Origin of the sequence: Melghirimyces profundicolus, assembly GCF_003054245.1 — a bacterium.
GTDB lineage: Bacteria > Bacillota > Bacilli > Thermoactinomycetales > DSM-45169 > Melghirimyces > Melghirimyces profundicolus.
The window spans coordinates 1-24,247 of the sequence record NZ_QBKR01000037.1 but is presented as its reverse complement, the minus strand read 5'-3'; the positions used below and the strand labels follow the sequence as shown (position 1 = coordinate 24,247).

Sequence of the window (24,247 nt, the reverse complement as noted above, 5' to 3'; positions counted from 1 at the left end):
AAGTCTCGCCTGGGTCGCTTCTCTCCCCGGTCTCGCTATGCACTCACAGAGCACAAGTCTCGCCTGGGTCGCTTCTCTCCCCGGTCTCGCTATGCACTCACAGAGCACAAGTCTCGCCTGGGTCGCTTCTCTCCCCGGTCTCGCTATGCTGTCCTGCAAAGATGGTTGCACTGTCCGCTCCGAATCATCCTGCTGCGGGCAGGGGCAAACGCCTGCGGATGCAACACAGAGAAGCTTTTGCCCCTGAACGCCCTTGCAGGCTGATTCTCCGCTGGGCAGGACAGCAAAGTCGCTATTTTGGGTAAACGCTTCCCCTTTTCTCGAATCGAACATTAAATCTCAACGCTTCTTGCGGTCGGATCCGAGCGCCAACGCCTGAACAGCGTGATCGGACCGGTGACGAAAAGTCCCGGGCTCTCTACCCCTTCAGGGAACCTGCCAACAAGCCGCGGATGAAGAAGCGACCCAGCAGGATGTAAATCAGGAGGGTGGGAAGAGCTGCCAGAAGAGCCCCCGCCATCTGGATGTTCCACTGAACGATCTGGCTCCCCGACAGGTTTTGCAGAGCCACCATCACGGGATGCTGGGAAGAGGAAGTGAGCGTGACAGCGAAGAGAAACTCGTTCCAGATCTGGGTAAACTGCCAGATGCCCACCACCACGAAGCCGGGAACGGACAGGGGCAGGATGATCCGCCGGTAGATGCCGAGGATGCCGTTGCCGTCGATCTTGGCGGCCTCCAGGATCTCATCGGGAATCCCGGCATAAAAATTCCGGAAAATCAGGGTCGTGATGGGAATCCCGTAGATCACATGGACCAATATCAGTCCCGGAATGGTATTGTACAGTTGGATCTTCTGAAGAAACTGAATCAAGGGGATCAGGATGCTCTGGTATGGAATGAACATCCCGAACAGCACCAGCGTGAATAGAGAATCCGCCCCCTTAAACCGCCATTTGGACAGGACATACCCGTTCAGCGAACCCAACAGGGCCGAAAAGATCGTCGCGGGCACCGCCAGGTACAGGCTGTTCATCAGGTGAGGGGAGAGTTTCTCCCAAGCGACGGCGTAACTCTCCCAACGGAGGGAGGCGGGCAGCTCCCACATCCGGTCCAGGGTGGCCTCTTCCAACCCTTTCAGACTGGTGATCACCATCACGTAAACCGGGATCAGGAAAAAAATGGCCGCCAAAAGGAGAGTCAGATACGAGGCGAGCCGGCCCGGTTTCAGACTCATAAGTCCGCCTCCTTCCTCATGTTGGACACGAGGTACGGGATGATGAGAAGGGAGACCATCACGAGCATAATGACGGCAATGGCGGCCCCCTGAGCGTAGTGATTGCCGCGAAAGGTGGCCTCAAACATGTAGACCCCCGGGACATCGGTCACAAAATTGGCGCCCGGGCCGGTCATCGCCACCACCAGGTCAAAGATTTTCAGGGAGATGTGACCCAGAATGATGATGACACTCAGGGTCACCGGACGGAGGAGAGGGAGGATGACCTGCCTCAAGACCTGCCATTCCCCCGCCCCGTCCACGCGGGCCGCTTCCCGGATCTCATCCGGAATTCCCCGGAGCCCCGCCAAGTACATGGCCATCGTAAAACCGGACAATTGCCAGACCGCCGCGATCACCACCGGAATCAACGCCAAAGGAATGCCGGCTTGAATCTCGCCCCACTCCACACCGGGAAGGATCCGGGTGTCCACATACCAGACAGGAGGATCTTCCACTCCCATTTTCCCGAGAAACAGGTTCACCCCTGTGGAAGGGTTGAAAATCCATTGCCACACCACCCCGGTCACGATGAACGACAAGGCCATGGGAAAGATGAATATATTGCGGAAAAGATGCTCCCCCTTGAGCTTTCGGTCCAGGAGGACCGCCAGGGTCAGGCCCAGGATCATGCAAACGGCGATGAACAGGATGGTGAAGACCACCGTGTTTCTCAGATCGGACTGAAACCGGAAATTCCCGAACAAACGGAGATAGTTCTCCCACCCGGCCCAGCTCCAATCCGGAACCAGGGAGTTCCAGCGGGTGAAGGAGACGGCCCCCGTCCATCCGATAAAGCCGTAGACGAACACGGCGACGGCCGCAAGGGACGGCAGGAGCAGGAGAAAGCCCACCCATTTTTCATCGATTCTTCCGCCGGTTTGCGAATGGAATTCGGGTACCGTCCCGGTTCGTGACCGCTTGATCGGCTTCAAGCTTCTGCCCCCCTTTCAGAAGCGGGCGGGGAAGTGCCCGCCCGCTTCCTGCCGATTTACTTTTTGGCTTGTTTGAAATGCTGCTTCAGCGTTTTGACGAAGGCGTCGATGTTTCCTTGGGTGACGAAGGAATTGACCGCCTGGTTGGTTCCGGTCACGAACCCTTCCGGTGCGGCGGAGCCATGGGCCAAACTGGGCGTCAATTTGCTGTGCTTGAATGCTTCGATGGTTTCCTTTCCATATTCGTCATACTTGTCGGGATTGGCGTCCACCCGGGCCGGAATGGAGCCTTTCAGAGGATTGAAGGTATCCTGTCCCTCCACCGAGCCCAGCACTTTGAGGAACTCTTTGGTCGCTTCCGGGTTTTTGGCCCCTTTGGGCAGCCCGAAGGTATCGGTGATCACCATGAAGCTGCCTTCCGTTTCGGGGGTGGGAACCCAACCGAAGTCCTTGTTGGGCTTCAGTTTCAGGTCGGTGGTGAAGTACCCTTTCGCCCAGTCGCCCATCACGTTCATCGCGGCGTCCCCTTTGGCCACCATCTGGGCGGCATCCTGCCAGTTGCGCGCGGCATGATCCTTGTTGGTGTAGGTCAGCATTTTCTTGAAGGTTTTGACGGCGTCTTTCACCTTGGGATCATCCAGGGCAAGTTCCCCCGTCCAAAGCTGATTGTAATTTTCCGGTCCCAGCTTGCCGAGGAGGACCGTTTCCAGGAGGTGGGTGGCCGTCCAAAGCTCCTTATCCCCCAGAGCCAGCGGTATGATCCCCTTCTTTTTCAGCTGATCCGCCGCCTGAAAGAAGTCGTCGAAGGTTTTCGGTGGTTCGACTCCGTTTTCTTCAAAGATTTTCTTGTTGTACCAGAGCACGTTCCCCCGATGGATGTTGACCGGCACGGAATAAATTTTTCCGTCCTTGCTGACCAGATCGATCAGCTCGGACGGGAACTTGTTCTTCCACCCCTGTTCTTCATACAGACCGTTCAGCGGTTCCATCTTTCCCGCCGCCACCCAGCTGTCGTTCAGTTCCGAACCCCCGTGGACCTGAAAGGTGTCCGGCGGATCGTTCCCCTGCATGCGGGTGGCCAGAGCGGCTTTCGCATTGGTGCCGGCCCCTCCCGCCACTGCGGCGTTCTTCACTTTGATCTCGGGGTTTTCCTTTGCAAAGAGTTTGATCAGGGCCTTCAGACCTGCTTCTTCCCCGGCTCCCGTCCACCAGCTGAAAATCTCCACTTCTTTGTTGTCTCCGGCGCTGTCCCCTTCGGGAGTCGACCCGCCGCAGGCCGTCACCGTCCAGACCAGGGCGAGGCTCAGCGCCAGGCTGACCCAACGGAATCCTTTACCCAATGCATTTTCTCCCCTTTCTTTAATGGTACCCTTTGAGCCGACAGGAGTCCCAATCGATGCACTTATCTGAATACTCCCAATTATAATGGGGTCGCTGTTTTCTTGTAAACCCGTCCTCAGAATTCCGAATCCGCCTCTGTATTAAGAACATTCGTAAAAGGAGGTTCCATTTTTCATATCGAAGAAATACATCGCCAAGTTCGCCACAAGTCAGAAGTTGGAGTGTGATCCATGAACACAACCTGCCAAAGGCTGTATCAACGCTGGATGAAGTTTCCGGGACTGGATGAAGACCTGAAACAATCGCTCCGCTCCCTGGATCCGGCGGGGATCGAAGAAGCATTCTACCGATACCTTGAATTCGGCACCGCCGGGATGCGGGGGTTGATCGGAGCGGGAACCAACCGGATGAACCGTTACACGGTCCGCCGGACCACGGAAGGACTGGCCCGCCACCTCGAGGGGCGGGGGGAAGCCGTCAAGCAACGCGGTGTCGTTATCGCCTACGACTCCCGCCGAAAATCCCCGGAGTTCGCCGAAGAAGCCGCCGGTGTGTTGGCTTTCCACGGGATCCGCGTGCACCTCTTCCCTTCCCTCCGCCCCACCCCGATGCTCTCTTTCGCGGTGCGGCACCTGCAAGCGGCCGCCGGTATCATGATCACCGCCAGCCACAATCCGGCTCCCTATAACGGTTACAAGGTATACGGGGAGGACGGCGCTCAAATCCCTCCCCATCAACTGAAAGCGATCCTGACCGAGATGGAAGGGATCCAGGATGAATTGACCCTCCCCGTCCTTTCCCTTGACGAGGGTCGGGAAGCGGGGTGGATTCGGATCCTGGACCCGAAGGTGGACCGGGCCTACACGGAACGGCTTCACACTCTCTCCCTCCGGGGAAAGAAGAAAACGAACGGCGACCTTTCCATCGTGTTCACTCCCCTTCACGGCACCGGAAATCTCCCGGTCCGGCGCATCCTGGAGGAGTTGGGCTACACCGGCGTCCAAACCGTGCCCGAGCAGGAACAGCCGGACCCGGAATTCCCCACCGTCACCGCTCCCAATCCGGAAGATCCGCAAGCCCTTGACCTGGCGCTGAAACAGGCCCGCGACCAAAGTGCCGACCTCGTGATCGGGACCGATCCCGATGCCGATCGGCTGGGCCTGCTCGCGAGGAACCGCACCGGGGATTACGTGGCATTCAACGGAAATCAGATCGGGGCCCTTCTCCTCCAATATCTCCTGGAGAAACGGAAAGAGCGAGGGACCCTCCCGGAAAACGGCGTCATCCTCAAATCCCTGGTCACTTCGGAGCTGGGCCGGTCCATCGCCGGAGGCTTCGGTGTTTCCACGGAGGACGTTTTGACCGGATTTAAATACATTGCCGAAAAAATCAAAGAATATGAAGAAAGCGGACGGCACACATTCCTTTTCGGATACGAGGAAAGTTACGGTTACCTTCCGGGAGACTTCGTCCGGGACAAAGATGCCGTCCAGACGGCTCTCCTCTGCTGCGAAATGGCCGCCCATTACAAAGACAAGGGTCTCACCTTGGACGAAGTTCTCCACGGGATCTTCGAAGAGCACGGTTGGTACCGGGAAGCACTTTTTTCCTTTACATTCGAAGGAAAAGCCGGACTGGAAAAAATGGCTTCGATCATGGAGCGGTTTCGCACCCGTCCCCCGGGGGTAATCGGAGGCCTTTCCGTACGGGAGTTGAAAGACTATCAACAGGGGATCGACGGCCTCCCCGCCGCCAACGTGCTGAAATACCGGTTGGAAGGCGGCAGTTGGATCGCCATCCGCCCCTCCGGCACCGAACCGAAGATCAAATTCTATTTCAGCGTGGTCGCCCCGTCGGAAGAGGAAGCCCGGACCCGGTTGGACCGGCTGCAAAGGGTCGTGCGGGGGATGCTGGAAGACTGATCCGCAGGATTCCGGGGACCGCCAACACGAAGTCTATTAAAGGAGAGAGCCCCATGAAGAAGGAAGACATCGGCAAGGAGCTGCTCTGCATGATCGGAGGGTTGATCCTCGCGGGAGCCATTCTGTTTGTTTCTTCCTTTTCTGACTGACAAAAACATCATTTTTGCAAACAAAAAAGACGTTATAAGGGAAACAACGCGGCGATCGACCTCGTTAAAGGTTAGAGACGAAGGGGGTTTTCAACAGTGAGTATGAAAAAAAGCAGTATCTTGGCACTGGTGTTCGTTTTTCTGTTTGCCGCCGTACTGCCACAGACCGTCTCCGCCGACGCGGTCACCGGCAAAACGGTGGTCACCCTGGGGGCGGACCTGACCCCGGAACAACGGCAGTCCATTCTCCAGGAGATGAAGGCCGATTCCAATGTACAAACCATTGATGTCGGCATTGACGACATCCGTCAGTATCTCCATGGCGGAACGTCGACGGGGAATGCTCCCGCCGGCGGAGACAACAAGGCCTACTCTTCCGCCAAAATCACCCTGACCGACCCGGGGAACGGAATCAAGGTCCAGGCCAACAACGTCACCCGCGTGACGGAGCAGATGTACGCCAACGCCCTCCTGACCGCCGGGGTCCAGGACGCGGATGTCCATGTCACCTCTCCCAAACCGGTGACCGGGACCGCGGCTCTCACCGGGATCATGATGGCGTTCGAAAAAGCATCCAACAAACAGATCAGCCAGGAGCAGCGTCAGGTCGCCAACGAAGAGATGAAACAAACCTCCGAGTTGGGGCAAAAGATCGGCGACAAGGACAAAGCCGCTGAATTCATGACCCAAGTCAAGGATGAAATCGCCAAACAGCAGCCCAAGAGCAAAGAGGAAGTCCGCGACATCATCGTCAACGTAGCCGGCGATCTGAACATCAACCTGAATGACCAGGACATCAACAACATCACCAACGTCATGTTCCAGTTCTCCCAGCTGAACATCGACTGGGATTCCCTCGGCAGTCAGCTCGAAAAACTGAAGGGCAGCCTGGGCGATTTGGCCAACTCCGAAGAAGCCCAGGGCTTTTTGGACAAGATCCTGGCCTGGCTGTCCGACCTGATCCACTCTCTGACGGGCAAATAATAACCGTGAAAAGAAGCGGACCGCATTCAGCGGTCCGCTTTTCTTTTTCTTTCCATTATTGCAGCTTCCCACATGACAACCATATCACAACGCTTCTAATGTATGGAATAAAAATATGCCGCAACATCACTTTACTCCTATTTGTGTTCCCATTTCTCCGTTATTTTTATTTTTAAAACCGTCTGAATCATCCCTCCGGAAAAACCCGGAATCACGATTCCGGGTCCTTCCCTTATTTTTATTTTTCCAGGCGTTTCCGCAGTTTTTCTCCTTCTTCTTCGAAACCGGGTTTGCCCAGGAGGGCGAACATGTTTCGCTTGTAGGCTTCCACCCCGGGCTGGTCGAAGGGATTGACCCCCATCAGGTAGCCGCTGATGCCGCAGGCTTTCTCGAAAAAGTAGACCAGTTCACCGAAGGTGTGGGGGCTGATCTCCGGCACGCTGACCACCAGGTTGGGCACTCCGCCGTCGGTGTGGGCGAGAAGCGTTCCTTCGAAGGCTTTCTGGTTGACCTCGTCCATGGTGCGTCCGGCCAGGTAGTTGAGACCGTCCAGGTTGTCTTCGTCCTCCCGGATCGTGATCGACTCCGCCGGTTGATCCACCCGGATCACCGTTTCAAACAGGTCCCGTCGCCCTTCCTGAATGTACTGCCCCATGGAGTGAAGGTCGGTGGTGAAGTTGACGGATGCGGGATAGATCCCCTTTTGATCCTTCCCTTCACTCTCCCCGAACAGCTGCTTCCACCATTCGGAGAAGTACTGGAGGGACGGTTCGTAGTTGACCAGCAGCTCCACGGTCTTCCCTTTGCGGTACAGGAGATTCCGCACCGCGGCATATTGGTACGCCGGGTTCTCCGCCAGGTCGGGGGTGCGGTATCTTTCGGAAGCCGTACGGGCCCCGGCCATCATCTCATCGATGTCGATCCCCGCTGCGGCGATGGGCAAGAGCCCGACGGCGGTCAGGACGGAATAGCGGCCGCCGATGTCATCGGGAATGACGAAGGTCTCATATCCTTCGGCGTCGGCCAGCTTCTTCAGCGCCCCCTTTTTCCGGTCGGTGGTGGCATAGATGCGTCGGCCCGCTTCTTCCCGTCCGTATTGTGTTTCCATCCAGTCTTTGAAGATCCGGAAAGCGATTGCCGGTTCCGTGGTGGTGCCGGATTTGGAGATGACGTTGACACTCACCTTTTTCCCTTCCAGATGTTCCAGAAGATGCGTGAGGTAAGTGGAACTGATGTGGTTGCCGGCAAAATGGATCTCCGGGCCGTTCCGCTTCTCCGCCGGAAGACCGTTGTAAAAGGAGTGGGTCAGCATCTCCAGGGCGGCCCGGGCTCCCAGATAGGAACCTCCGATTCCGATGATCACCAGGGCGTCAGAGTCAGAGCGGATCTTCTCCGCCGCCTTTTTCACCCGTTCCAACTCTTCCTTGTCGTGATCCGAGGGCCAATCGATCCAGCCCAGGAAATCGTTTCCCGCTCCGGTCCCCTTGTGCAGGAGATCATGGGCCGCCCCCACGGCGGGTTCCATTTGTTTCAGCTCGTGCCCGCCGAAAAAGGCAAGGGCATTGGAATAATCGAACGTGAGTTCTTTGACCATCATGCACCCTTCCTTCGTATGTATGGTAGTTCCATCCTTCAGTCTGCCATCATTTCAACGCATTTATTTTAATGGAAAGGTCGCGGGAATTCAAAATGGAAAGCATCCCCTTAACAGAATGTTTAACTCCGGGAGCTTGAGGCGGATGGGCAGCCTGCCGCGAACGTGGTATGATGTTTCGTGTGTTTGACAAAAGTCCGTCCATCCGGTCCGTATCTGTCGGATCGCTGTCTTTCATGGAAGGAGGAACCGCCGAAATGATTGAATCCCAAACCGTTGCTGTGATCTCCGCGATGGAGGAAGAATTGGAGCCCCTGAAGCGGCGGCTGATGGTCCGCGACCAACACCGGGTGGGAGGCATGACCCTGTCGGTGGCCGAGTTCCGCGGCATACGGGTGATCCTGGCCGTTTCGGGTATCGGGAAAGCCAATGCCGCCGCTTGCATGCAATATGTGATCACCACTTACCAACCCGACGAGGTGATCAATATCGGAGCCGCCGGCTCCCTCGATGACTGTTACCAGGTGGGAGACGTCGTTCTGGTGACGGAATCCATCTACCACGATGTGGACTGCACCGGGGTGGGCGAGAATCCTCATGCCCTCCCGCGCGTCCCCCGGATCATCCCCTCGGACGTGACGGTGGCCCGAAATCTGGACCGGATCGCAGGAGAGCTCGGGCTCACCTGCCACACCGGCCGGGTGGCCACCGGCGACGCATTCATCTCCGACGGTGAACGGCGCAAAACCATCCGGAAAGGGACCGAAGCGGGCCTGGTGGAAATGGAAACAGCCGCCTTTGCCCAGATTGCCCATCTGAACGGGATTCCTTTCGTCTCCGTCCGCTCCATATCCGATAACGCCGACGGAGTGGCCGAGATGTCCTTTGAAACCTTTTTGGCCGAGATTTCGGAACGGAATGCCGCCCTCCTGGCTGCCTACTTGGAGTCCAAAGCCCCGGCGGCGGAACCCGTGTCCGGATGATTTCAGATCAAGGAGTGGATGACCATGGCCGACCGTTACAATGTCGAATCTTTCAACCTGGATCATACCCGGGTCGCCGCCCCCTATGTCCGGGTGGCTGACGTGAAAGAACTGAACGGGGTCACCATCACCAAATTCGACCTCCGTTTCACCCAGCCCAACGAACGGTTCATTCCCACCGACGCGCTTCATTCCCTGGAACACCTTCTGGCGGAAAACAGCCGCAACCACAGCGACGAGGTGCTGGACCTGTCGCCCATGGGCTGCCGTACCGGCTTCTACCTGATCATGCACGGAAAGAAACGAACGGAAGAAGCTGCCCGCCTGATGATCCGGACCCTTCAGGACGTCCTGAAAGCCGACCGGGTGCCGGGATGCTCCCCCGTCCACTGCGGCAATTACCGGGACCACGATCTGGAAGGAGCCAAGCTGTGGGCCCGGCGTTTTCTTTCCGTCCGTGAAAGCGACCTTTTGAAAGTCTTTCGGGAAGACTACACCGCGGAAGAACGGGAAACGCTCCCCGACTGGCCCCGCCGGTCCGATGTATAACGGAGCACTTCCAAGAACCTGCCCTTCAGAGGGCAGGTTCTTTTTATAGAGACCCAACCATAGATTGATAAAGAGGACGAGAGGGGAGGGATACCGGAGTGTTGACTCTGGAGGAACAGCAGAAGGTAAAGCGGATCCGCAGAAGCCTGACCAAACTTCAGTTGCAAGTCGCGGTTCATGAAGGTCGGTTTGATCCGTCCGATCTCCGGATCGCCGTCGATAATCTCTGCCGGGCAGCGGAAACTCTGGCTGAGATGCACCTGGAAACCAACCGCCTGGCGGATCCCATCCGTTACGTGGAAGAAAAGTTGAACCTCGTCCGGAGGACCTTGATGGAAAGACCATTAACAAAGAGATGAACCCGCTCCCGCCCGGGAGCCCTTTTTTATATATCAAGAAGATGGACCCACACCTGGAAGCGTTGTGATTTATTTATAGGCTCAGAAGAAGGGAAGGTTTTACCCGAAATAGCGACTTTGCTGTCCTGCCCAGCGGAGAATCAGCCTGCAAGGGCGTTCAGGGGCAAAAACTTCTCTGGGTTGCATCCGCAGGCATTTGCCCCTGCCCGCAGCAGGATGATTCGGAGCGGACAGTGCAACCATCTCTGCAGGACAGCATAGCGAGACCGGGGAGCGTAAGCGACCCAGGCGAGACTTGTGCTCTGTGAGTGCAGCCGGAGCGGCTTTGGGTAAATGCTGCCGCTCACTTTTTAAGCCAGGTTTTCTGTCCGATCTGTAGAATCTTATTACAAGATGAACCTCCCTCTTCGCCTCCCCGGCCGGCCGGGAACCCGGATTTTGCCCGCCTGGAAGCCCGCATCGCCCTGCCAGAGCTTTTGGACCGCTTGCCCCGCCTTTATTAGGATTTCAACCATAAAAGGGGGAATGTTTCGTGGATCCATTCGACTCTGTTCCATCACACAACCCCGATCCCGAAAATGACAGTGATGGCAACAGGGGCTCAAAATGGTTTTGGATCGGGGCCATCCTCGGGTTGATGGTGATCGTGGTTTTCTGGGCATTCGGAAAGTAGGTGGTGTGTGAATCTCTCCCCCAAGGGAGGTTTCTTTCTGCTAAGATTAATATATTGGGAGGGATTTAAAAATGAATCAGGCAGCACAAATGTATTGGACTTCATTTTGGAAAGGCCAAAGTAAAGAAAAACCCCAGTCAGTCAGCGCATGGTCATTTGGAGCTAATCCCGACCATTTAGCTCAATTAGTGATTGATGGTGTAAAAACAGCGACCTGCTCTGCATTTATTTTTTATGAAATGGAAAATGAACCATTACCTTCTGTTGGGGATTACAGCATTCTCTTAAACAGCATGGATGTGCCTGTAGCCATTATTAAAACAACAGAAGTCAAAATGATGCCGATGAATGAAGTTCCTGAAGACTTTGCTGTTGCGGAAGGAGAAGGGGATCGAACCTATCGTTATTGGAAGGAAGTTCATAAAGAATTTTTTAAGGAAGAGTTAAGCAAGATCGGTCGTGAATTTACAGAAGATCTGTTGTTGGTTTGTGAGCGTTTTGAATTAATGGATGTAAAGAAATAACAGGCATCTTTTCTTGGCATTCGAAAATAGCGATTGACTGACCATCCCGTCTTTAAAAGTGATCAAAGCACCGGCTGAGGCCGGTGCTTTGATCACTCCGTGAAATGGATGAAGTTGCTGACTTCGGAGGCATCGACGGTCCGTTTGGAGAAGCCGTGGTCGACCTCCCAGTTGTATTCTTCGACGGTGACCTGGCTCCCGTTGACGGCGGTGACATAGGCCACGTGTCCGGCACTGCCGGCACCTCCGGCTCCCGGGTTCCACTGAGCCACCGACCCGACGGTGGGGGTGTCGTTGACGGCATATCCAATTTTCCGGGCGTTATCGTCCCAGTTACTGGCGTTGCCGAATTTACCGCCTTTCATGGTATTGGAGAAATCGATCCCGTCCCGGTTCAGACGCCAGGCCACAAAAGAGGTGCACTGACGGTTATAAAATCCCCAGGGATCCACCCCGGACGTGCTGGCGTTTTTCAAAGGATAAAGGGATGCGGCCACCTTCCGCAGGGAGGCCTTCAGGGTTTTCTCCTTGTTCCCCAGGTTGTCCAGCAGGTTTTCGGCTTTCTCCAGTTGGGTATCGATCTTCCTGTATTGTTTTTGTGTTTCTTCCACTTTCTTTTTTTGTTTCTTCTTCCATTTTTTCATTGCTTGGGTCATACGCAGATGCTCTTTTTTGATCTCCTCGTATTTGCGGAAATTGTATTCGTCTTCCTTGGCGATCAGACGGAGCATTTCCAGGCGGGCCAGAAATTCCGAAACGGAATCGGCGGTCAGAAGACTCTCCAGGGAACCCGTCCCGCCTTGCTCATAAATGAATTTCACGCTGTCTTGGTATTGTTTTTGGTGATATTCCAACTGCTTTTCGTTTTTCTTCATTTTCTTCCGGATGGAATTGATTTTCTCGTTCGTCCGGTTAATATCCTTTTCCATTTCAGCGGCTTTCTCTTTCAGGGGCTTGATTTCTTTTTCAAGCTTTTTCACCTTGTTTTGGACCTCGTCCTGTTTCTTTTGGACGCGGTTGATCTCGGCTTTCGCTTCCCCTTCTTCCGCCTGAACCGTATGTATGGGAGTGGAAACCAATGCCACGGTCACGGCGGACAGAAGAGCGATCCAACGGTACGGTTTCAATCCAACCCTCTCCCTGTCAGAACAATCTCTGTTCCGGATCTCTCTTTCCGACGTCCATGTATAACACAAACTCCCCCGATTTGTCCAACCCTTCCTCCATATTCCAACTCTTCCGATATCGGTTCATACAGGGATTCTCTCGAAGTCATCACCGGACGGACCGGACTTAAACGGCTCTTTCATGATAAACTCATTTCAGGAGGGGAGAAGATTGAAACTTTTTATCTCGGCCGACATGGAAGGGATTTCGGGCATCCATGATGCCTCCCACATCCTTCCTCACAGCGGCCGGAACTATGAATACGGCCGACGACTGATGACACGGGACGTGAACACCGTCGTGAAAGCGGCGTTGGATTTTGGGGTGAAGGAGATTGTGGTTGCCGACGGTCATGAGGATGGGAACAATCTTTTATTGGAGTCGCTTCACCCGAAAGTCCGGTTGATCGGCGGATTTCCCCGCCCCGATTTCATGATGCACGGTTTGGACGAAAGTTTTGATGCCGCCTTTTACGTGGGCTACCACACCCGTCACGGTGTCTCCGGCATCCTGAGCCACACCATCTCACCCGTGATAAAAAACCTGTCCCTCAACGGCCGCCCCGTCGGGGAATTCGGATTGAACAGTGCATTTGCGGGAATTCTCGGGGTTCCGTCCTGTCTGGTGACCGGTGACGACCGGATGGCGGAAGAAGCACGTTCCTGGGTTCCCCCAGCCAAAACGGCGGTGGTGAAAAAAGCCGTCTCCCGCACCGCCGCCGAGTGCTGTTCGCTGACCGAGTGTGAGGAGCGTTTGAGACAGGGGACGATGGAGGCCCTCTCCGCAGCCGGGAGGATCCCGCCCGTCCGTCTGCCCGATCCGATCCGGGTCCGGATGGAATTCTCCCACACCGGGGCGGCGGAAGCGGCTGCCATGTTGCCGGGAGTGGAACTCCACCCCGTCGACTCCGCGGTCTCCTTCACCCCCGAGAACCCCCGAGGGTTGCTCGCCACGGTTCGCTCGGTCCTGGCGGCTTCTGAAAACGCGAAGATGTTTTGACGGGCAGAAAAGAGCCTCCGGATTTCCGGAGGCTCTTCCCGTTACTTGTTCACGATATGGGGTTTGACACCCCGCATGAAGGCTTCGATTTTGGAACAGATTTCCAAGGGAACCTCATGGTTTCGGAGCGCCCGGTTCATATGACGGATGGTGATTTCATAAGCCTGGTCGGTGATGTTCAACCCCTGGTGCGCTTTGCTTAATTTGGTGCCTTTGTAAATATTCGGGCCCCCGAGAGCGTAACTGACCAAGAAGTACATTTGGTGGGTTCGCAGGGTATGAGTGTCCGCCCCCTCAAAATAGTGGCGAACCCGCTCGTCGGCAAACATCCGATCATAAAATTCATTTACGATCGATGCCACACCATCGTCTCCCAACAGTTCATAAAGGGATAGCTCATGCAAGACAACCGTCGCCTCCTGTCTGTCTTTGATCGAAGTCTACCATTCCGTCAACGGATTTGTCTCATCCAAGATTTTCCGGGCTTTGGGGAAGATTCAATTCCAAACGGGAATTTCGGGGAATAACAGCCGAAAGGACCAAAAACCTGAACCACAGGCCAAGTGCCTGCACCCGTCCCCTCCCCCGCACCATTTTTCTCCTGTGTTGGAACTTGTGCGCGAGGTGTCCACATGATTGAAACGGGTATTTCGAAAAAACCGTTGCACCTGGACATCCCTCATTCGACCCTCCTGCAGGATGGGTTCCGGCTTTCCAATCAAAAGAAAAGCCCGGGTTTGCCGGACTTCTCTGGTATAACTTCCCCGGACTTTCTTCGCCTCCCACCAGAAGCGTTGTGATTTCATGTTCGTTTCGAGAAAAGGGGAAGCGTTTACCCAAAATAGCGAGACCGGGGAGTGAACGACCCCAGGCGAGACTTGTGCTCTGTGAGTGCATAGCGAGACCGGGAGCAAGCGACCCAGGCGAGACTTGTGCTCTGTGAGTGCATAGCGAGACCGGGAGCAAGCGACCCAGGCGAGACTTGTGCTCTGTGAGTGCATAGCGAGACCGGGAGCAAGCGACCCAGGCGAGACTTGTGCTCTGTGAGTGCATAGCGAGACCGGGAGCAAGCGACCCAGGCGAGACTTGTGCTCTGTGAGTGCATAGCGAGACCGGGAGCAAGCGACCCAGGCGAGACTTGTGCTCTGTGAGTGCATAGCGAGACCGGGAGCAAGCGACCCAGGCGAGACTTGTGCTCTGTGAGTGCAGCCGGATCGGCTTTGGGTAAATGCTGCCGCTCACTTTTTCACAACGCTTCCTGTACGGTTCCCGTATATGGAAATTCTGAAGCTTCCGGTTGCGATCCGGAAAAGGGAGTCCACGAATCCGGACGAGGTGCTCAGGACAGAGAACCCGCATCCTATAAGAGGTGTCAGATCAACAAGTTGAACAGGTGAGGATCCTTGTTGATCTCAATGTATTGGAATCCTTTTTTATCCATTCGTTCAATCAGGGGGCCGTAGTCCTCTTTGCGTTTCAGCTCGATGCCGACGAGGGCGGGACCGTTTTCCTTGCTGTTCTTCTTCGTGTATTCAAACCGGGTGATATCGTCGTCGGGGCCGAGCACCTCATCGAGGAACTCCCGCAGGGCCCCGGCCCGTTGGGGAAAGTTGACGGTGAAGTAGTGTTTCAGCCCCTCATAGATCAGGGAACGTTCCTTGATCTCCTGCATCCGGTCGATATCGTTGTTGCCGCCGCTGACGATACAGACCACGGTTTTGCCCCGGATCCGGTCCCGGTGGGCATCCAGGGCCGCGATGGAGAGAGCTCCGGCGGGTTCGGCGACGATGGCATTTTCATTGTACAGGTTGAGGATGGTGGTGCATACCTTTCCCTCAGGAACCAGGGTGAACTCGTCCACGACTTCCTTGCATATCTCCAGATTGAGTTCTCCCACTTTTCGGACGGCGGTCCCGTCGACAAACTTGTCGATATCTTCCAGAGGGACCACACGCCCTGCCTCCACCGATCGTTTCATCGACGGGGCTCCGGTCGCCTCGACCCCGATCACCCGGGTGGCGGGGCTGAGACTTTTGACATAGGAGCCGACCCCTGCGGCCAGGCCCCCGCCCCCGATCCCGACGAAAAGGTAGTCCGCCGGCTTGGAAAGGTCGTTCAGAATCTCCAACGCCACCGTTCCCTGTCCGGCGATCGTCTTGGGATCTTCAAAAGGATGAATAAAGGCCATTCCGTGTTCCTCGCTGTGGGCGAGCGCCTCCGAGAGGGAATCGTCGAAGGTGTCTCCGGTGAGCTTCACTTCCACAAAAGATCCCCCGAACCACTCCACTTGGGAAATCTTCTGTTTGGGTGTTGTATGGGGCATGAAAATCGTGCCGGGAACCTGCAGGCTGTGACAGGAGAAAGCGATCCCCTGTGCATGATTTCCCGCACTGGCGCAGACAACTCCCCGCTTCAACTTCTCCGGCGGCAGATGCCGGATCACATTATAGGCCCCCCGGATCTTGAAGGAGCGGACCACCTGCAGATCTTCCCGTTTCAGGTATACGTCGCAATCATACCGGGCGGAGAGAACGGGGTCCCGCTGCAACGGGGTGTGGGTAATCACATCTTTCAGCACGTGGTTGGCAAAGAGGATCTCTTCCACTGACACCCCCGGCTTTTCCGGAGTTTTCACATTGGTCGTCGTTAGCGATGAAGTATCCATCGATACAGGCCCCCCGTTGGATTTTCAGATCATTATACACTCACCCCCCCTCATGAAAGCAATGCTTTCCCGGAAAAAAGACAAAAAAACCTGAAACAAAAAAACCCCGGCATCGGGGGCTTCTTCGCAGGCGAATGTTCATGAATACCTTCGTCAACGGTTCCCGGTCCAGTCTCCTTCAAATACCGTTTCCGCAGGCCCGGTCATGTAGACACGGTTATCGGTTTCGTTCCATTCGATTTTCAGATCCCCGCCCTTCAGGTGGACGAGAACGGTCCGGCCGGTTTTTCCGTTCAGTGCGGCCGCCACGGCACTGGCACAGGCTCCGGTGCCGCAGGCGAGGGTCTGGCCGACGCCCCGTTCCCACACCCGCATGTCCAGTTCATCTTCCGACCGGACGGTGACAAACTCCACATTGGTTTTGTTGGGGAACAGGGGATGTGCCTCCAGGAGGGGTCCGATGCGTTCCACCGGATACTCCGCCGCATCATCGACAAAGAGGACGGCATGGGGATTTCCCATCGAGACGGCGGTGAAGCGAAAGTGTTCCCCGCCCGCCTCCACCGGATGGTTCACCACCCGGTCTTCCGCGACATCGACAGGAATGCGCCGGCTCTCCAGCACGGGTTCCCCCATGTCGACCCGGACCTCCTTGACCTGCCGTGCCTCGGTTTTCAGCCAGACCCGTTGCAGACCGGCTCCCGTTTCCACGGAGAGCTCCCGCCGGGCTCCGGAAATCCGCTCGAAGTAGTATTTCGCCACACACCGGACGGCGTTCCCGCATTGCTCCGCTTCACTCCCGTCCGTGTTCAGGATCCGCATACGGAAATCCCCCTTCTCCGAGGGGAGAAGATAAACGAGGCCGTCGGCGCCCACGCCGAAATGGCGGTCGCACACCTGCCGGGCGATCTCCCCGGCCCCCTCGGGCAAATGAGGTGCCGACACCACCACAAAATCGTTTCCCAATCCGTGCATCTTTGTAAAACGCATGCCCATCGGCTTCCTTTCCGTCGGATAAAAGCGAACCGATGGTGCCGTGCACCATCGGGTACCTTCACATCCGGTTCTTTTTTTGAGCATATCGCAGCGGATTCGTTTTTTCAATGGCCTTTCCCGTTGTGGACCAAACGCCGCTCCGGACGCAAGAGGTCGACACCCCCGGCCAAGAGGGTTGGCATGGCCGCCGCCGCGATCACCAAGGCCCATTCCCTGAGGCCCAGGGAGACGGTGTGGAAGATGGGCTGCAAGGGCGGATAGTACATCACCACCAAGAGCAGCAAGGCCGATGAGACGACCGCCAGGACCAACGGCAGATTGCTCAGGGGATTCCGGTGAAAGACAGTCAACTGGCTGCGGCAATCAAACACATAGATGAGCTGAGCCAGAACCAAAGTGGAAAAGGCGATCGTCTGAGCGCGAACCAGATCGTCGGGCGCTTCATTGTAAGAGATCCAGAAAGCCCCAAGGGTGAACAGACCGATCAACAGACCGCGGGTGACGATTTTCCACCCCACTCCCCGGGCGAAGATGCTCTCCCGGCTGTTCCGGGGCGGACGGTCCATCGTGTCTTCTTCCGCCGGGTCGACCCCGAGGGCCATCGCGGGCAAGCCGTCGGTGACCAGGTTGACCCACAGGATCTGGATCGGAACCAAGGGCAGCGGCATCCCCGCCAGCATCGCCAGAAACATCACCAAAATTTCCCCGACATTGCTTGCCAGAAGATAACTGATGAACTTCCGGATGTTATCGTAGATGCTCCGGCCTTCCTCGATGGCGGCGACGATGGTTGCGAAGTTGTCGTCCGACAGGACAAGGGAGGACGCTTCCTTGGAAACGTCGGTCCCCGTGATTCCCATGGCGATTCCGATGTCCGATGCCTTGATCGCCGGGGCGTCGTTCACCCCGTCCCCGGTCATGGCCACGACATGGCCTTCTTTCTGCAGGGCCTTGACGATCTTCAGTTTGTGTTCCGGGGAAACCCGGGCATATACCTGAATGTCCTTGGCTTTGCTTTCAAACTCCTCATCGCTCATCCGGGAGATGTCACCGCCGTTGACGGTGAGTCCGCCTTTGGACAGAATGCCCAGCTGACGGGCGATGGCCACCGCGGTGGTCTGATGGTCCCCGGTAATCATCACCGTCCGGATTCCCGCCCGGCGGCAGGTCCGGATCGCCTCCTTCACTTCTTCCCGGGGCGGGTCGATCATGCCCGCCAATCCCACAAACACCAGGTTTTTCTCCGCGGCGGATTCCTTATCCGGTACCGTGCCGCTCCATTCCCGGTAAGCCAGCGCCAGGTTCCTGAGCGCCATCGCTGCCAGCTGGTCGTTGTTGGAAAGGATTTTCCGCCGCATGGATTCGGTCAGAGGAACCGGCCGTCCTTCCTGCAACACGTGGGTGCACCGGTTCAAAAGGACATCCGGCGCTCCCTTGCTCATCACCCACCGCTTTCCTTGACTGTCCTCCACCAGTACGGACATCATTTTCCTTTCGGAATCAAAAGGGAATTCCTTAACCCGGTTCCAGTATTCCCCCATCGACTCCCGCGTCAGATTCCCTTTGGCTCCCAAAACCATCAAAGCACCCTCGGTCGGATCCCCGTCGATCCGCCAGCTTTCCTTTTTCCTTCTCAGCATTCCCTCCCGGCCGGTTTCCCGGATCAGTTGAGCATTGTTGCACAATACCGCAATTTCCAGAAGACGCTTCAACCCGGCATCCTTCTGGACCTTTACCTTCCGACCTTCGGCGGTGAACCCGCCCTCCGGATCATATCCGGACCCGGAGACTTCCAGCTGTCGACCGTCCATCCACAGATGCGTGACGGTCATCTTGTTTTGTGTCAGAGTACCGGTCTTGTCCGAACAAATCACCGAAGCACAGCCCAACGTCTCCACCGATGGAAGTTTCCGAACAATGGCCCGGCGCCGGATCATCCGCTGGACCCCGAGGGCGAGGGCAATGGTGACAATCGCAGGCAGCCCTTCCGGAATGGCGGCCACCGCCAGACTGACCCCGGCGAGGAACATCTTGTAAGCGTCATGCCCGTGGACGATGCCGGTCAGCACCACCACCGCGGTCAGGAAGAGGGAAACCACGATCAGTACTTTTCCCAATTGTTCCAAGCGGTTTTGGAGTGGGGTTTGCATGGTTTCCGTCGTCTGGATGAGGTGGGCGATCTTGCCCATCTCCGTCTCCATCCCCGTGGAAACCACCAGGCCGATCCCCGTCCCCCGAACGACCATCGTCCCCAGAAAGCCCATGTTCTTTCGATCGCCCAGGGGAATGTCCCCCCCGCCGATTTTGGCATCGGTCTTGCTGACCGGGACCGATTCCCCGGTCAACGCCGATTCTTCGATGTACAGGTTATCGGTGCGGATCAAGCGGAGGTCGGCGGGGATCCGATCCCCGCTCTCCAGGGAAACCAGATCCCCGGGGACCACATCTTCCGCCGGGATCCGTTTCCATGCCCCGTTCCGCTTTACCCGGGCCATGGGAGCGGACAGTTCTTTCAGCGCAGTCAGGGATTTCTCCGCCCGGAACTCCTGAACGAACCCCAGCACGGCGTTCAAAACCACGATGGCGATAATGGCGATGGCGTCCGTGTATTCGCCCAACAATCCGGAGACCAAGGTGGCTGCCAGCAATACCAATACCATAAAGTCCTTGAATTGGTTGAGCAACAAAGCCAGCGGCGACAGAGAAGTTCCTTCATCCAATCGGTTGGGTCCCACTTGATTTTTTCGCTTTTCGGCTTCCGCATCACTCAGTCCTTCGGCGGGATCGACGCCGAAATGGGCGGTCAGTTGCTCCGTGTCCCAGTCCAGATAACGGCTGCCTTCCGACACGTTCCCTCCCCCTTTGTCCAAACAATCTTCAAGACCACCTTATTCAGACAGGCTGTGAAACATGCCACGGGAGAAGAGAAACTGAAACATCCAAACCAGGGCGGTCTCTGAAACGACGTGCCCACCCTCGGCCGGCATGCTATACTGGAGGTTGGACTCATGGAGCGTTGTGATTTCATGTTCGTTTTGAGAAAAGGGGAAGCGTTTACCCAAAATAGCGACTTTGCTGTCCTGCCCAGCGGAGAACAGTCTGCAAGGGCGTTCAGGGGCAAAAGCTTCTCTGTGTTGCATCCGAAGGCGTTTGCCCCTGCCCGCAGCAGGATGATTCGGAGCGGACAGTCCCTGCATCTCTGCAGGACAGCATAGCGAGACCGGGGAGAGAAGCGACCCAGGCGAGACTTGTGCTCTGTGAGTGCAGCCGGAGCGGCTTTGGGTAAATGCTGCCGCTCACTTTTTCACAACGCTTTTAGGGAGCGTATTATTAAGAAAAGGGGGAACCGCCATGTCCTTGGACGGCATCGCCATCCGCGCCGTCGTGAGGGAACTGGAGGAGACACTGGTGGGCAGCCGGGCGGCCAAGATCTACCAGCCCGGAGAGACCGACCTGATTTTCCATTTCCGCTCCAGGGGAACCAACCGGAAGCTTTTGCTGTCGGCCCATCCGGCATATCCCCGGCTTCACCTGACGGAGCAACCGACAGACAATCCCCTGACGCCGCCGATGTTCTGCATGTTGCTCCGGAAACACTGCGAGGGGGGCATCGTGGAAGCGGTTCGCCAGGTGGGGATGGAACGGATCGTTCACCTGGACATCAAGAGCAGGGACGAACTGGGGGACGAAGTGATCCGCCGGTTGGTGGTGGAGGTGATGGGCCGCCACAGCAACATCATCCTGACGGATCCCGCCTCCGGCAGGATTCTGGATGGGATCCGCCGGGTCACCCCCGACGTCAGCCGCCACCGGCAGGTATTGCCCGGCCTTCCCTACCAGCCCCCGCCGGAGCAGGACAAACAGAACCCCTTGGAAGCAGACCGGGACACCTTCCTCCGCGCCTTGGATTTCAACCGGGGAAAGTTGGACAAACAGATCGTCGCCCGGTTTGCCGGCATCGGCCCCCAGACGGCACGGGAAATTGTCCATCGCGGCGGTCCGGGGGACCGGGACCGGCTCTGGACCGCTTTTTCTGAAATGATGGAGGCGGTCCGTGCCCACCGATACGAGCCCCATATCGTCTATGGCAAAAAAACCGTTCTCTCCGTCCTCCGCCTCACCCACCTGAAGGGGGAACGGGAAAGCTTCGACTCGGTCAGCCGGTGCCTGGAGTCTTTCTATGCCGGCAAGGCGGAGCGGAACCGGACCCGCCAACAAAACCTCGACCTGATCCGCAACCTGAAAAACGCCATCGACAAAAACGAGAAGAAAATCGGGAAACTGAAACGGGAGCTGGCGGACACGGAAAAGGCGGAGACCTACCGAATCCGCGGGGAACTCCTCACCGCTTACATGCATCAGGTGAACCGGGGGGACGAAGAACTGAAAGTGATCAACCACTATGAGGAAGACGCGCCCGAAGTCACGATCCCCCTCGATCCCCGACTGACCCCGTCGGAGAACGCCCAGCGATATTTCCGCCTCTACAACAAAGCGAAGTCCGCGAAAAAGTGGAACACCGAACAGCTCCAAAAAGCAAAACGGGAAAACGAGTACCTGGAATCGGTGCTGGTCCAGCTTCAGGACGCGGGGCCCCGGGAAGCGGAAGAAATCAAAGAGGAGCTGCGGGAAGAAGGGTGGATCAAATCCAAATCCCCCTCCCGGCGGAAAAAAAGGCGAGAGCGGCCGAAGCCGGCTTCCTACCGCTCTTCCGAAGGCTTTTTAATCCTGGTGGGTCGGAACAACCGGCAGAACGATTTTCTCACGCACCGCACCGCCTCGCCGACCGACACCTGGCTTCACACGAAAGACATCCCCGGTTCCCACGTGGTGATCCGCGGAACAAATTTCGGCGAAGAAACCCTCCTGGAGGCGGCCATGTTGGCCGCCTGGTACAGCAAAGCCCGGGAATCCAGCCAAGTGCCCGTGGATTACACCCTGATCAAACACGTGAGAAAACCTTCCGGCGCCCCGCCGGGATTCGTCATCTACGAAGAGCAGAAAACCCTCTTCGTCACCCCCGACGAAAACCGGATCCGGAAGCTGGAAAAGAGCAGTGAAGAATAAAGAACCTTCCACCCGCGGGTGGAAGGTTCTTTATTCTTCATACCCACCACTTCTCTTGGGGAACCAAGACGTATTCCATTCCATAGCGATCCTCCAGCCAGCGTTTCATCAGGGTCTCTTTTACCGACGCCATCCGCGGGAAAAACCGCAAGAAACACCCGGCCCACTTCCGCCTCTCCGCGGATCATCCACCCGTTGAACGTCTCCGTGAACACCGGTTCCAATTCCCGTCTCCAATCCAAATCCGTCTCCTCGTACACCGCCGGAAGGAACCGGGAAAAAGCCGGGTCGGGATCGAATGCATCCAGACGGAACAGCTTTGATAAATCCCGTTCCAATTGTCCCAATGACACCATCCGCTTTCCCCTCTTCCTGTTCAAAAGTAAAGTCCCGGCACTCTGCCGGGTCCACCTTTGGTGTCCTTTCCGTTTTTTCTACGCCGCTTCCTCGGTTTCCTGCCGGAAGTCGGCGGCGTCCCGGAACCGGACCCACAGGGGCATGAGGAGGATGGAAAGCGCCAGTGCCCCCATCATGCCGAAGGTGACCGTCCCCCCGGTCCGGTCCAGCAGCCAGCCGCCCAGCACCGGCCCCACAAAGAAGCCCAGCTGGATCATGCCGCTGCTTCCCAGATAGACCCCTTTCATGCCCCTGTCCTGACCCAGTTGGGCCACGCCCGCTTCCCAGACGGGGAAAAACATCGTCTCCGCCAATGTGATCACCGCCATCCCCGCAAACAGCAAAGAGGCTTTATCTGTGCCGAACAGGACCAAACCGGCGGCAAACAAGAGGGAACTGATGAGAATCACCCGGATCGGGGATTGGCTGCCCGCCCAGTTGGACATGGGGATTGCGAACAGGACGACCAGGATCGCGTTGGTGGTCAACAGGGCCGGATAAACGGAGAGGGACTCCGTTTTCAGATGGAGAGGCAGGGTGGTCTCGATCTGGGCGTACCCGATGGTGAAGATGATCCCCATCAACAAGGCAAACAGCAGGGACGTGTCCCGGACCGCCGACTTCATCACGGTGGAGAGACCGCTCCCCGGTCCCGGAAACGGTGGAAGATCCCCCCGGTACTGAAGATCCGCCCATCCCATCACGATCACCAGGAAGCTCATCACGGAACCGGTGACGACAAAAACGAGAACGGACGAGTATTGAGCGAAATAAACGCCGAGGAGCGGTCCCACAGCCAACGCCAGATTGAGGGAAAGATAGCTCCGTCCCAGGATCCGTGCCTGATCTTTTTTCGGCACCAAATCGGTCAAAAGCGATTTGGAAATGGTATCGTAAAATGAGCGGCAAACCCCGTTCATGACACTGAGCAACAGAAAGAATCCGAAGCTTTCGGCCAAGGCAAAGCCGTAAAAGGTGAGGGACCAGAAAAACAGGCTGGTCAGAAGAACCGGCATCCGTCCCCACCGATCGGAGACAAAACCTCCGATCAACCCGCCCAGACTCCCCACCAGCCAGCCCGCTCCCACCACCTGACCCGCTTCAAAAGCGGTATATCCCATTTTGGAAAGGTGGAGGGTGAGAAACGGCAATACCATGAAGACGGAAGTCCGGCCCAATCCGGTGGAAACCAGCAGCAACCAAACCAACGGATGATAGGTACGCCTATCATTCATCACGTCATCCTCCCATGCCTTGTTGTCGGATGCAAAATGGTCTCCCGACGGCACCTTGTAACTTCCATATGGTTGCCCCCCATCCTTTCCGATCGACAGGATTTACCAATAAAAAAGGGGGTTCGACGATGGTTGAGTGCGTTTTCGAACCTGGAATTAATGTTAAAAAATGAGCGGCAGCATGTACCCCAAGCCACTCCGGCTGAACTCACAGAGCACAAGTCTCGCCTGGGGCTTCACTCCCGGTCTCGCTATGCACTCACAGAGCACAAGTCTCGCCTGGGGCTTCACTCCCGGTCTCGCTATGCACTCACAGAGCACAAGTCTCGCCTGAGGTCGCTTCACTCCCGGTCTCGCTATGCACTCACAGAGCACAAGTCTCGCCTGAGGTCGCTTCACTCCCGGTCTCGCTATGCACTCACAGAGCACAAGT

18 protein-coding genes are annotated in these 24,247 nt (G+C 56.6%); 8 read left to right on the top strand and 10 right to left on the bottom strand.

Annotated features, from left to right (window positions below; translation table 11 throughout):
* Nucleotides 1–418 precede the first annotated feature (418 nt).
* The 3 genes from C8P63_RS17440 to C8P63_RS17430 form a co-directional block, all read right to left on the bottom strand.
* Complete coding sequence (locus C8P63_RS17440) at nucleotides 419–1,237, bottom strand: carbohydrate ABC transporter permease (protein ID WP_108026318.1); 819 nt, start codon at nucleotides 1,235–1,237, stop codon at nucleotides 419–421.
* Nucleotides 1,234–2,202 carry a carbohydrate ABC transporter permease gene (locus C8P63_RS17435; RefSeq protein ID WP_245921002.1) on the bottom strand — a complete coding sequence of 323 codons (969 nt, stop codon included), beginning with the start codon at nucleotides 2,200–2,202 and terminating at the stop codon, nucleotides 1,234–1,236. The genes C8P63_RS17440 and C8P63_RS17435 overlap by 4 nt, the downstream gene beginning before the upstream one ends.
* A 65-nt stretch (nucleotides 2,203–2,267) precedes the next feature.
* Nucleotides 2,268–3,494: an ABC transporter substrate-binding protein gene (locus tag C8P63_RS17430; protein WP_245921000.1), complete on the bottom strand. Its 1,227-nt coding sequence runs from the start codon at nucleotides 3,492–3,494 to the stop codon at nucleotides 2,268–2,270.
* A gap of 288 nt (nucleotides 3,495–3,782) precedes the next feature.
* Between C8P63_RS17430 and C8P63_RS17425 the strand changes: the two genes are divergently transcribed.
* Both C8P63_RS17425 and C8P63_RS17420 read left to right on the top strand, forming a co-directional pair.
* Nucleotides 3,783–5,474 (top strand): phospho-sugar mutase, encoded by a 1,692-nt coding sequence (locus tag C8P63_RS17425; RefSeq protein ID WP_108026312.1) that lies wholly within the window; start codon nucleotides 3,783–3,785, stop codon nucleotides 5,472–5,474.
* Between the two features lie 251 nt (nucleotides 5,475–5,725).
* Entirely contained in the window at nucleotides 5,726–6,607 is an 882-nt protein-coding gene (locus C8P63_RS17420; protein WP_245920998.1) for a DUF1002 domain-containing protein, read from the top strand.
* A 238-nt stretch (nucleotides 6,608–6,845) separates the two neighbouring features.
* Here the strand turns inward: C8P63_RS17420 and C8P63_RS17415 are convergent, their stop codons facing one another.
* Entirely contained in the window at nucleotides 6,846–8,201 is a 1,356-nt protein-coding gene (locus C8P63_RS17415; protein ID WP_108026306.1) for a glucose-6-phosphate isomerase, read from the bottom strand.
* Between the two features lie 257 nt (nucleotides 8,202–8,458).
* Here C8P63_RS17415 and C8P63_RS17410 point away from each other — a divergent pair, with 257 nt between their 5' ends.
* The 4 genes from C8P63_RS17410 (at nucleotide 8,459) to C8P63_RS17395 (ending at nucleotide 11,289) form a co-directional block, all read left to right on the top strand.
* Nucleotides 8,459–9,184, top strand: a complete 726-nt coding sequence (locus tag C8P63_RS17410) for a 5'-methylthioadenosine/adenosylhomocysteine nucleosidase (protein WP_170109740.1) — start codon at nucleotides 8,459–8,461, stop codon at nucleotides 9,182–9,184.
* 24 nt (nucleotides 9,185–9,208) lie between these two features.
* On the top strand, nucleotides 9,209–9,733 hold the full coding sequence (locus tag C8P63_RS17405) for an S-ribosylhomocysteine lyase (protein ID WP_211308306.1): 525 nt from the start codon (nucleotides 9,209–9,211) through the stop codon (nucleotides 9,731–9,733).
* A gap of 98 nt (nucleotides 9,734–9,831) precedes the next feature.
* A complete protein-coding gene (locus C8P63_RS17400) occupies nucleotides 9,832–10,092 on the top strand; it encodes a hypothetical protein (RefSeq protein WP_108026300.1) in 261 nt (86 codons plus the stop codon).
* Nucleotides 10,093–10,836: 744 nt separating this feature from the next.
* The gene (locus C8P63_RS17395; protein ID WP_108026298.1) at nucleotides 10,837–11,289 is read left to right on the top strand and encodes an ASCH domain-containing protein; all 453 of its coding nucleotides are present in this window, start codon (nucleotides 10,837–10,839) and stop codon (nucleotides 11,287–11,289) included.
* Between the two features lie 92 nt (nucleotides 11,290–11,381).
* On the opposite strand, the gene C8P63_RS17390 is transcribed toward C8P63_RS17395, so the two are convergent.
* Entirely contained in the window at nucleotides 11,382–12,416 is a 1,035-nt protein-coding gene (locus C8P63_RS17390; RefSeq protein WP_108026296.1) for a CHAP domain-containing protein, read from the bottom strand.
* A gap of 211 nt (nucleotides 12,417–12,627) precedes the next feature.
* Here C8P63_RS17390 and C8P63_RS17385 point away from each other — a divergent pair, with 211 nt between their 5' ends.
* Nucleotides 12,628–13,455 carry a M55 family metallopeptidase gene (locus tag C8P63_RS17385; protein ID WP_108026294.1) on the top strand — a complete coding sequence of 276 codons (828 nt, stop codon included), beginning with the start codon at nucleotides 12,628–12,630 and terminating at the stop codon, nucleotides 13,453–13,455.
* 41 nt (nucleotides 13,456–13,496) lie between these two features.
* Here the strand turns inward: C8P63_RS17385 and C8P63_RS17380 are convergent, their stop codons facing one another.
* The 4 genes from C8P63_RS17380 to C8P63_RS17360 all read right to left on the bottom strand — a co-directional run bounded on the left by C8P63_RS17380 (nucleotide 13,497) and on the right by C8P63_RS17360 (nucleotide 19,965).
* Entirely contained in the window at nucleotides 13,497–13,859 is a 363-nt protein-coding gene (locus C8P63_RS17380) for a group I truncated hemoglobin (RefSeq protein WP_170109739.1), read from the bottom strand.
* A gap of 968 nt (nucleotides 13,860–14,827) precedes the next feature.
* Complete coding sequence (gene ilvA / locus C8P63_RS17370; RefSeq protein ID WP_108026287.1) at nucleotides 14,828–16,120, bottom strand: threonine ammonia-lyase IlvA; 1,293 nt, start codon at nucleotides 16,118–16,120, stop codon at nucleotides 14,828–14,830.
* 153 nt (nucleotides 16,121–16,273) lie between these two features.
* Nucleotides 16,274–17,110, bottom strand: a complete 837-nt coding sequence (gene dapF / locus C8P63_RS17365; protein ID WP_108026285.1) for a diaminopimelate epimerase — start codon at nucleotides 17,108–17,110, stop codon at nucleotides 16,274–16,276.
* A 110-nt stretch (nucleotides 17,111–17,220) separates the two neighbouring features.
* Nucleotides 17,221–19,965, bottom strand: a complete 2,745-nt coding sequence (locus C8P63_RS17360) for a calcium-translocating P-type ATPase, SERCA-type (RefSeq protein WP_245920997.1) — start codon at nucleotides 19,963–19,965, stop codon at nucleotides 17,221–17,223.
* 502 nt (nucleotides 19,966–20,467) lie between these two features.
* Between C8P63_RS17360 and C8P63_RS17350 the strand changes: the two genes are divergently transcribed.
* Nucleotides 20,468–22,183: an Rqc2 family fibronectin-binding protein gene (locus C8P63_RS17350; protein ID WP_108026281.1), complete on the top strand. Its 1,716-nt coding sequence runs from the start codon at nucleotides 20,468–20,470 to the stop codon at nucleotides 22,181–22,183.
* Nucleotides 22,184–22,617: 434 nt separating this feature from the next.
* Here C8P63_RS17350 and C8P63_RS17340 read toward each other — a convergent pair whose 3' ends face one another.
* Nucleotides 22,618–23,814: an MFS transporter gene (locus tag C8P63_RS17340; protein ID WP_108026277.1), complete on the bottom strand. Its 1,197-nt coding sequence runs from the start codon at nucleotides 23,812–23,814 to the stop codon at nucleotides 22,618–22,620.
* Nucleotides 23,815–24,247 lie beyond the last annotated feature (433 nt).

Bases quoted from the DNA above. Each gene is read 5' to 3' on its own strand.
- C8P63_RS17405 (WP_211308306.1), top strand. From the start codon at position 9,209: ATGGCCGACCGTTACAATGTCGAATCTTTCAACCTGGATCATACCCGG.
- ilvA (WP_108026287.1), bottom strand. From the start codon at position 16,120: ATGGATACTTCATCGCTAACGACGACCAATGTGAAAACTCCGGAAAAG.
- C8P63_RS17395 (WP_108026298.1), top strand. From the start codon at position 10,837: ATGAATCAGGCAGCACAAATGTATTGGACTTCATTTTGGAAAGGCCAA.
- C8P63_RS17440 (WP_108026318.1), bottom strand. From the start codon at position 1,237: ATGAGTCTGAAACCGGGCCGGCTCGCCTCGTATCTGACTCTCCTTTTG.
- C8P63_RS17350 (WP_108026281.1), top strand. From the start codon at position 20,468: ATGTCCTTGGACGGCATCGCCATCCGCGCCGTCGTGAGGGAACTGGAG.
- C8P63_RS17425 (WP_108026312.1), top strand. From the start codon at position 3,783: ATGAACACAACCTGCCAAAGGCTGTATCAACGCTGGATGAAGTTTCCG.
- dapF (WP_108026285.1), bottom strand. From the start codon at position 17,110: ATGCGTTTTACAAAGATGCACGGATTGGGAAACGATTTTGTGGTGGTG.
- C8P63_RS17410 (WP_170109740.1), top strand. From the start codon at position 8,459: ATGATTGAATCCCAAACCGTTGCTGTGATCTCCGCGATGGAGGAAGAA.
- C8P63_RS17340 (WP_108026277.1), bottom strand. From the start codon at position 23,814: ATGAATGATAGGCGTACCTATCATCCGTTGGTTTGGTTGCTGCTGGTT.
- C8P63_RS17415 (WP_108026306.1), bottom strand. From the start codon at position 8,201: ATGGTCAAAGAACTCACGTTCGATTATTCCAATGCCCTTGCCTTTTTC.
- C8P63_RS17420 (WP_245920998.1), top strand. From the start codon at position 5,726: ATGAAAAAAAGCAGTATCTTGGCACTGGTGTTCGTTTTTCTGTTTGCC.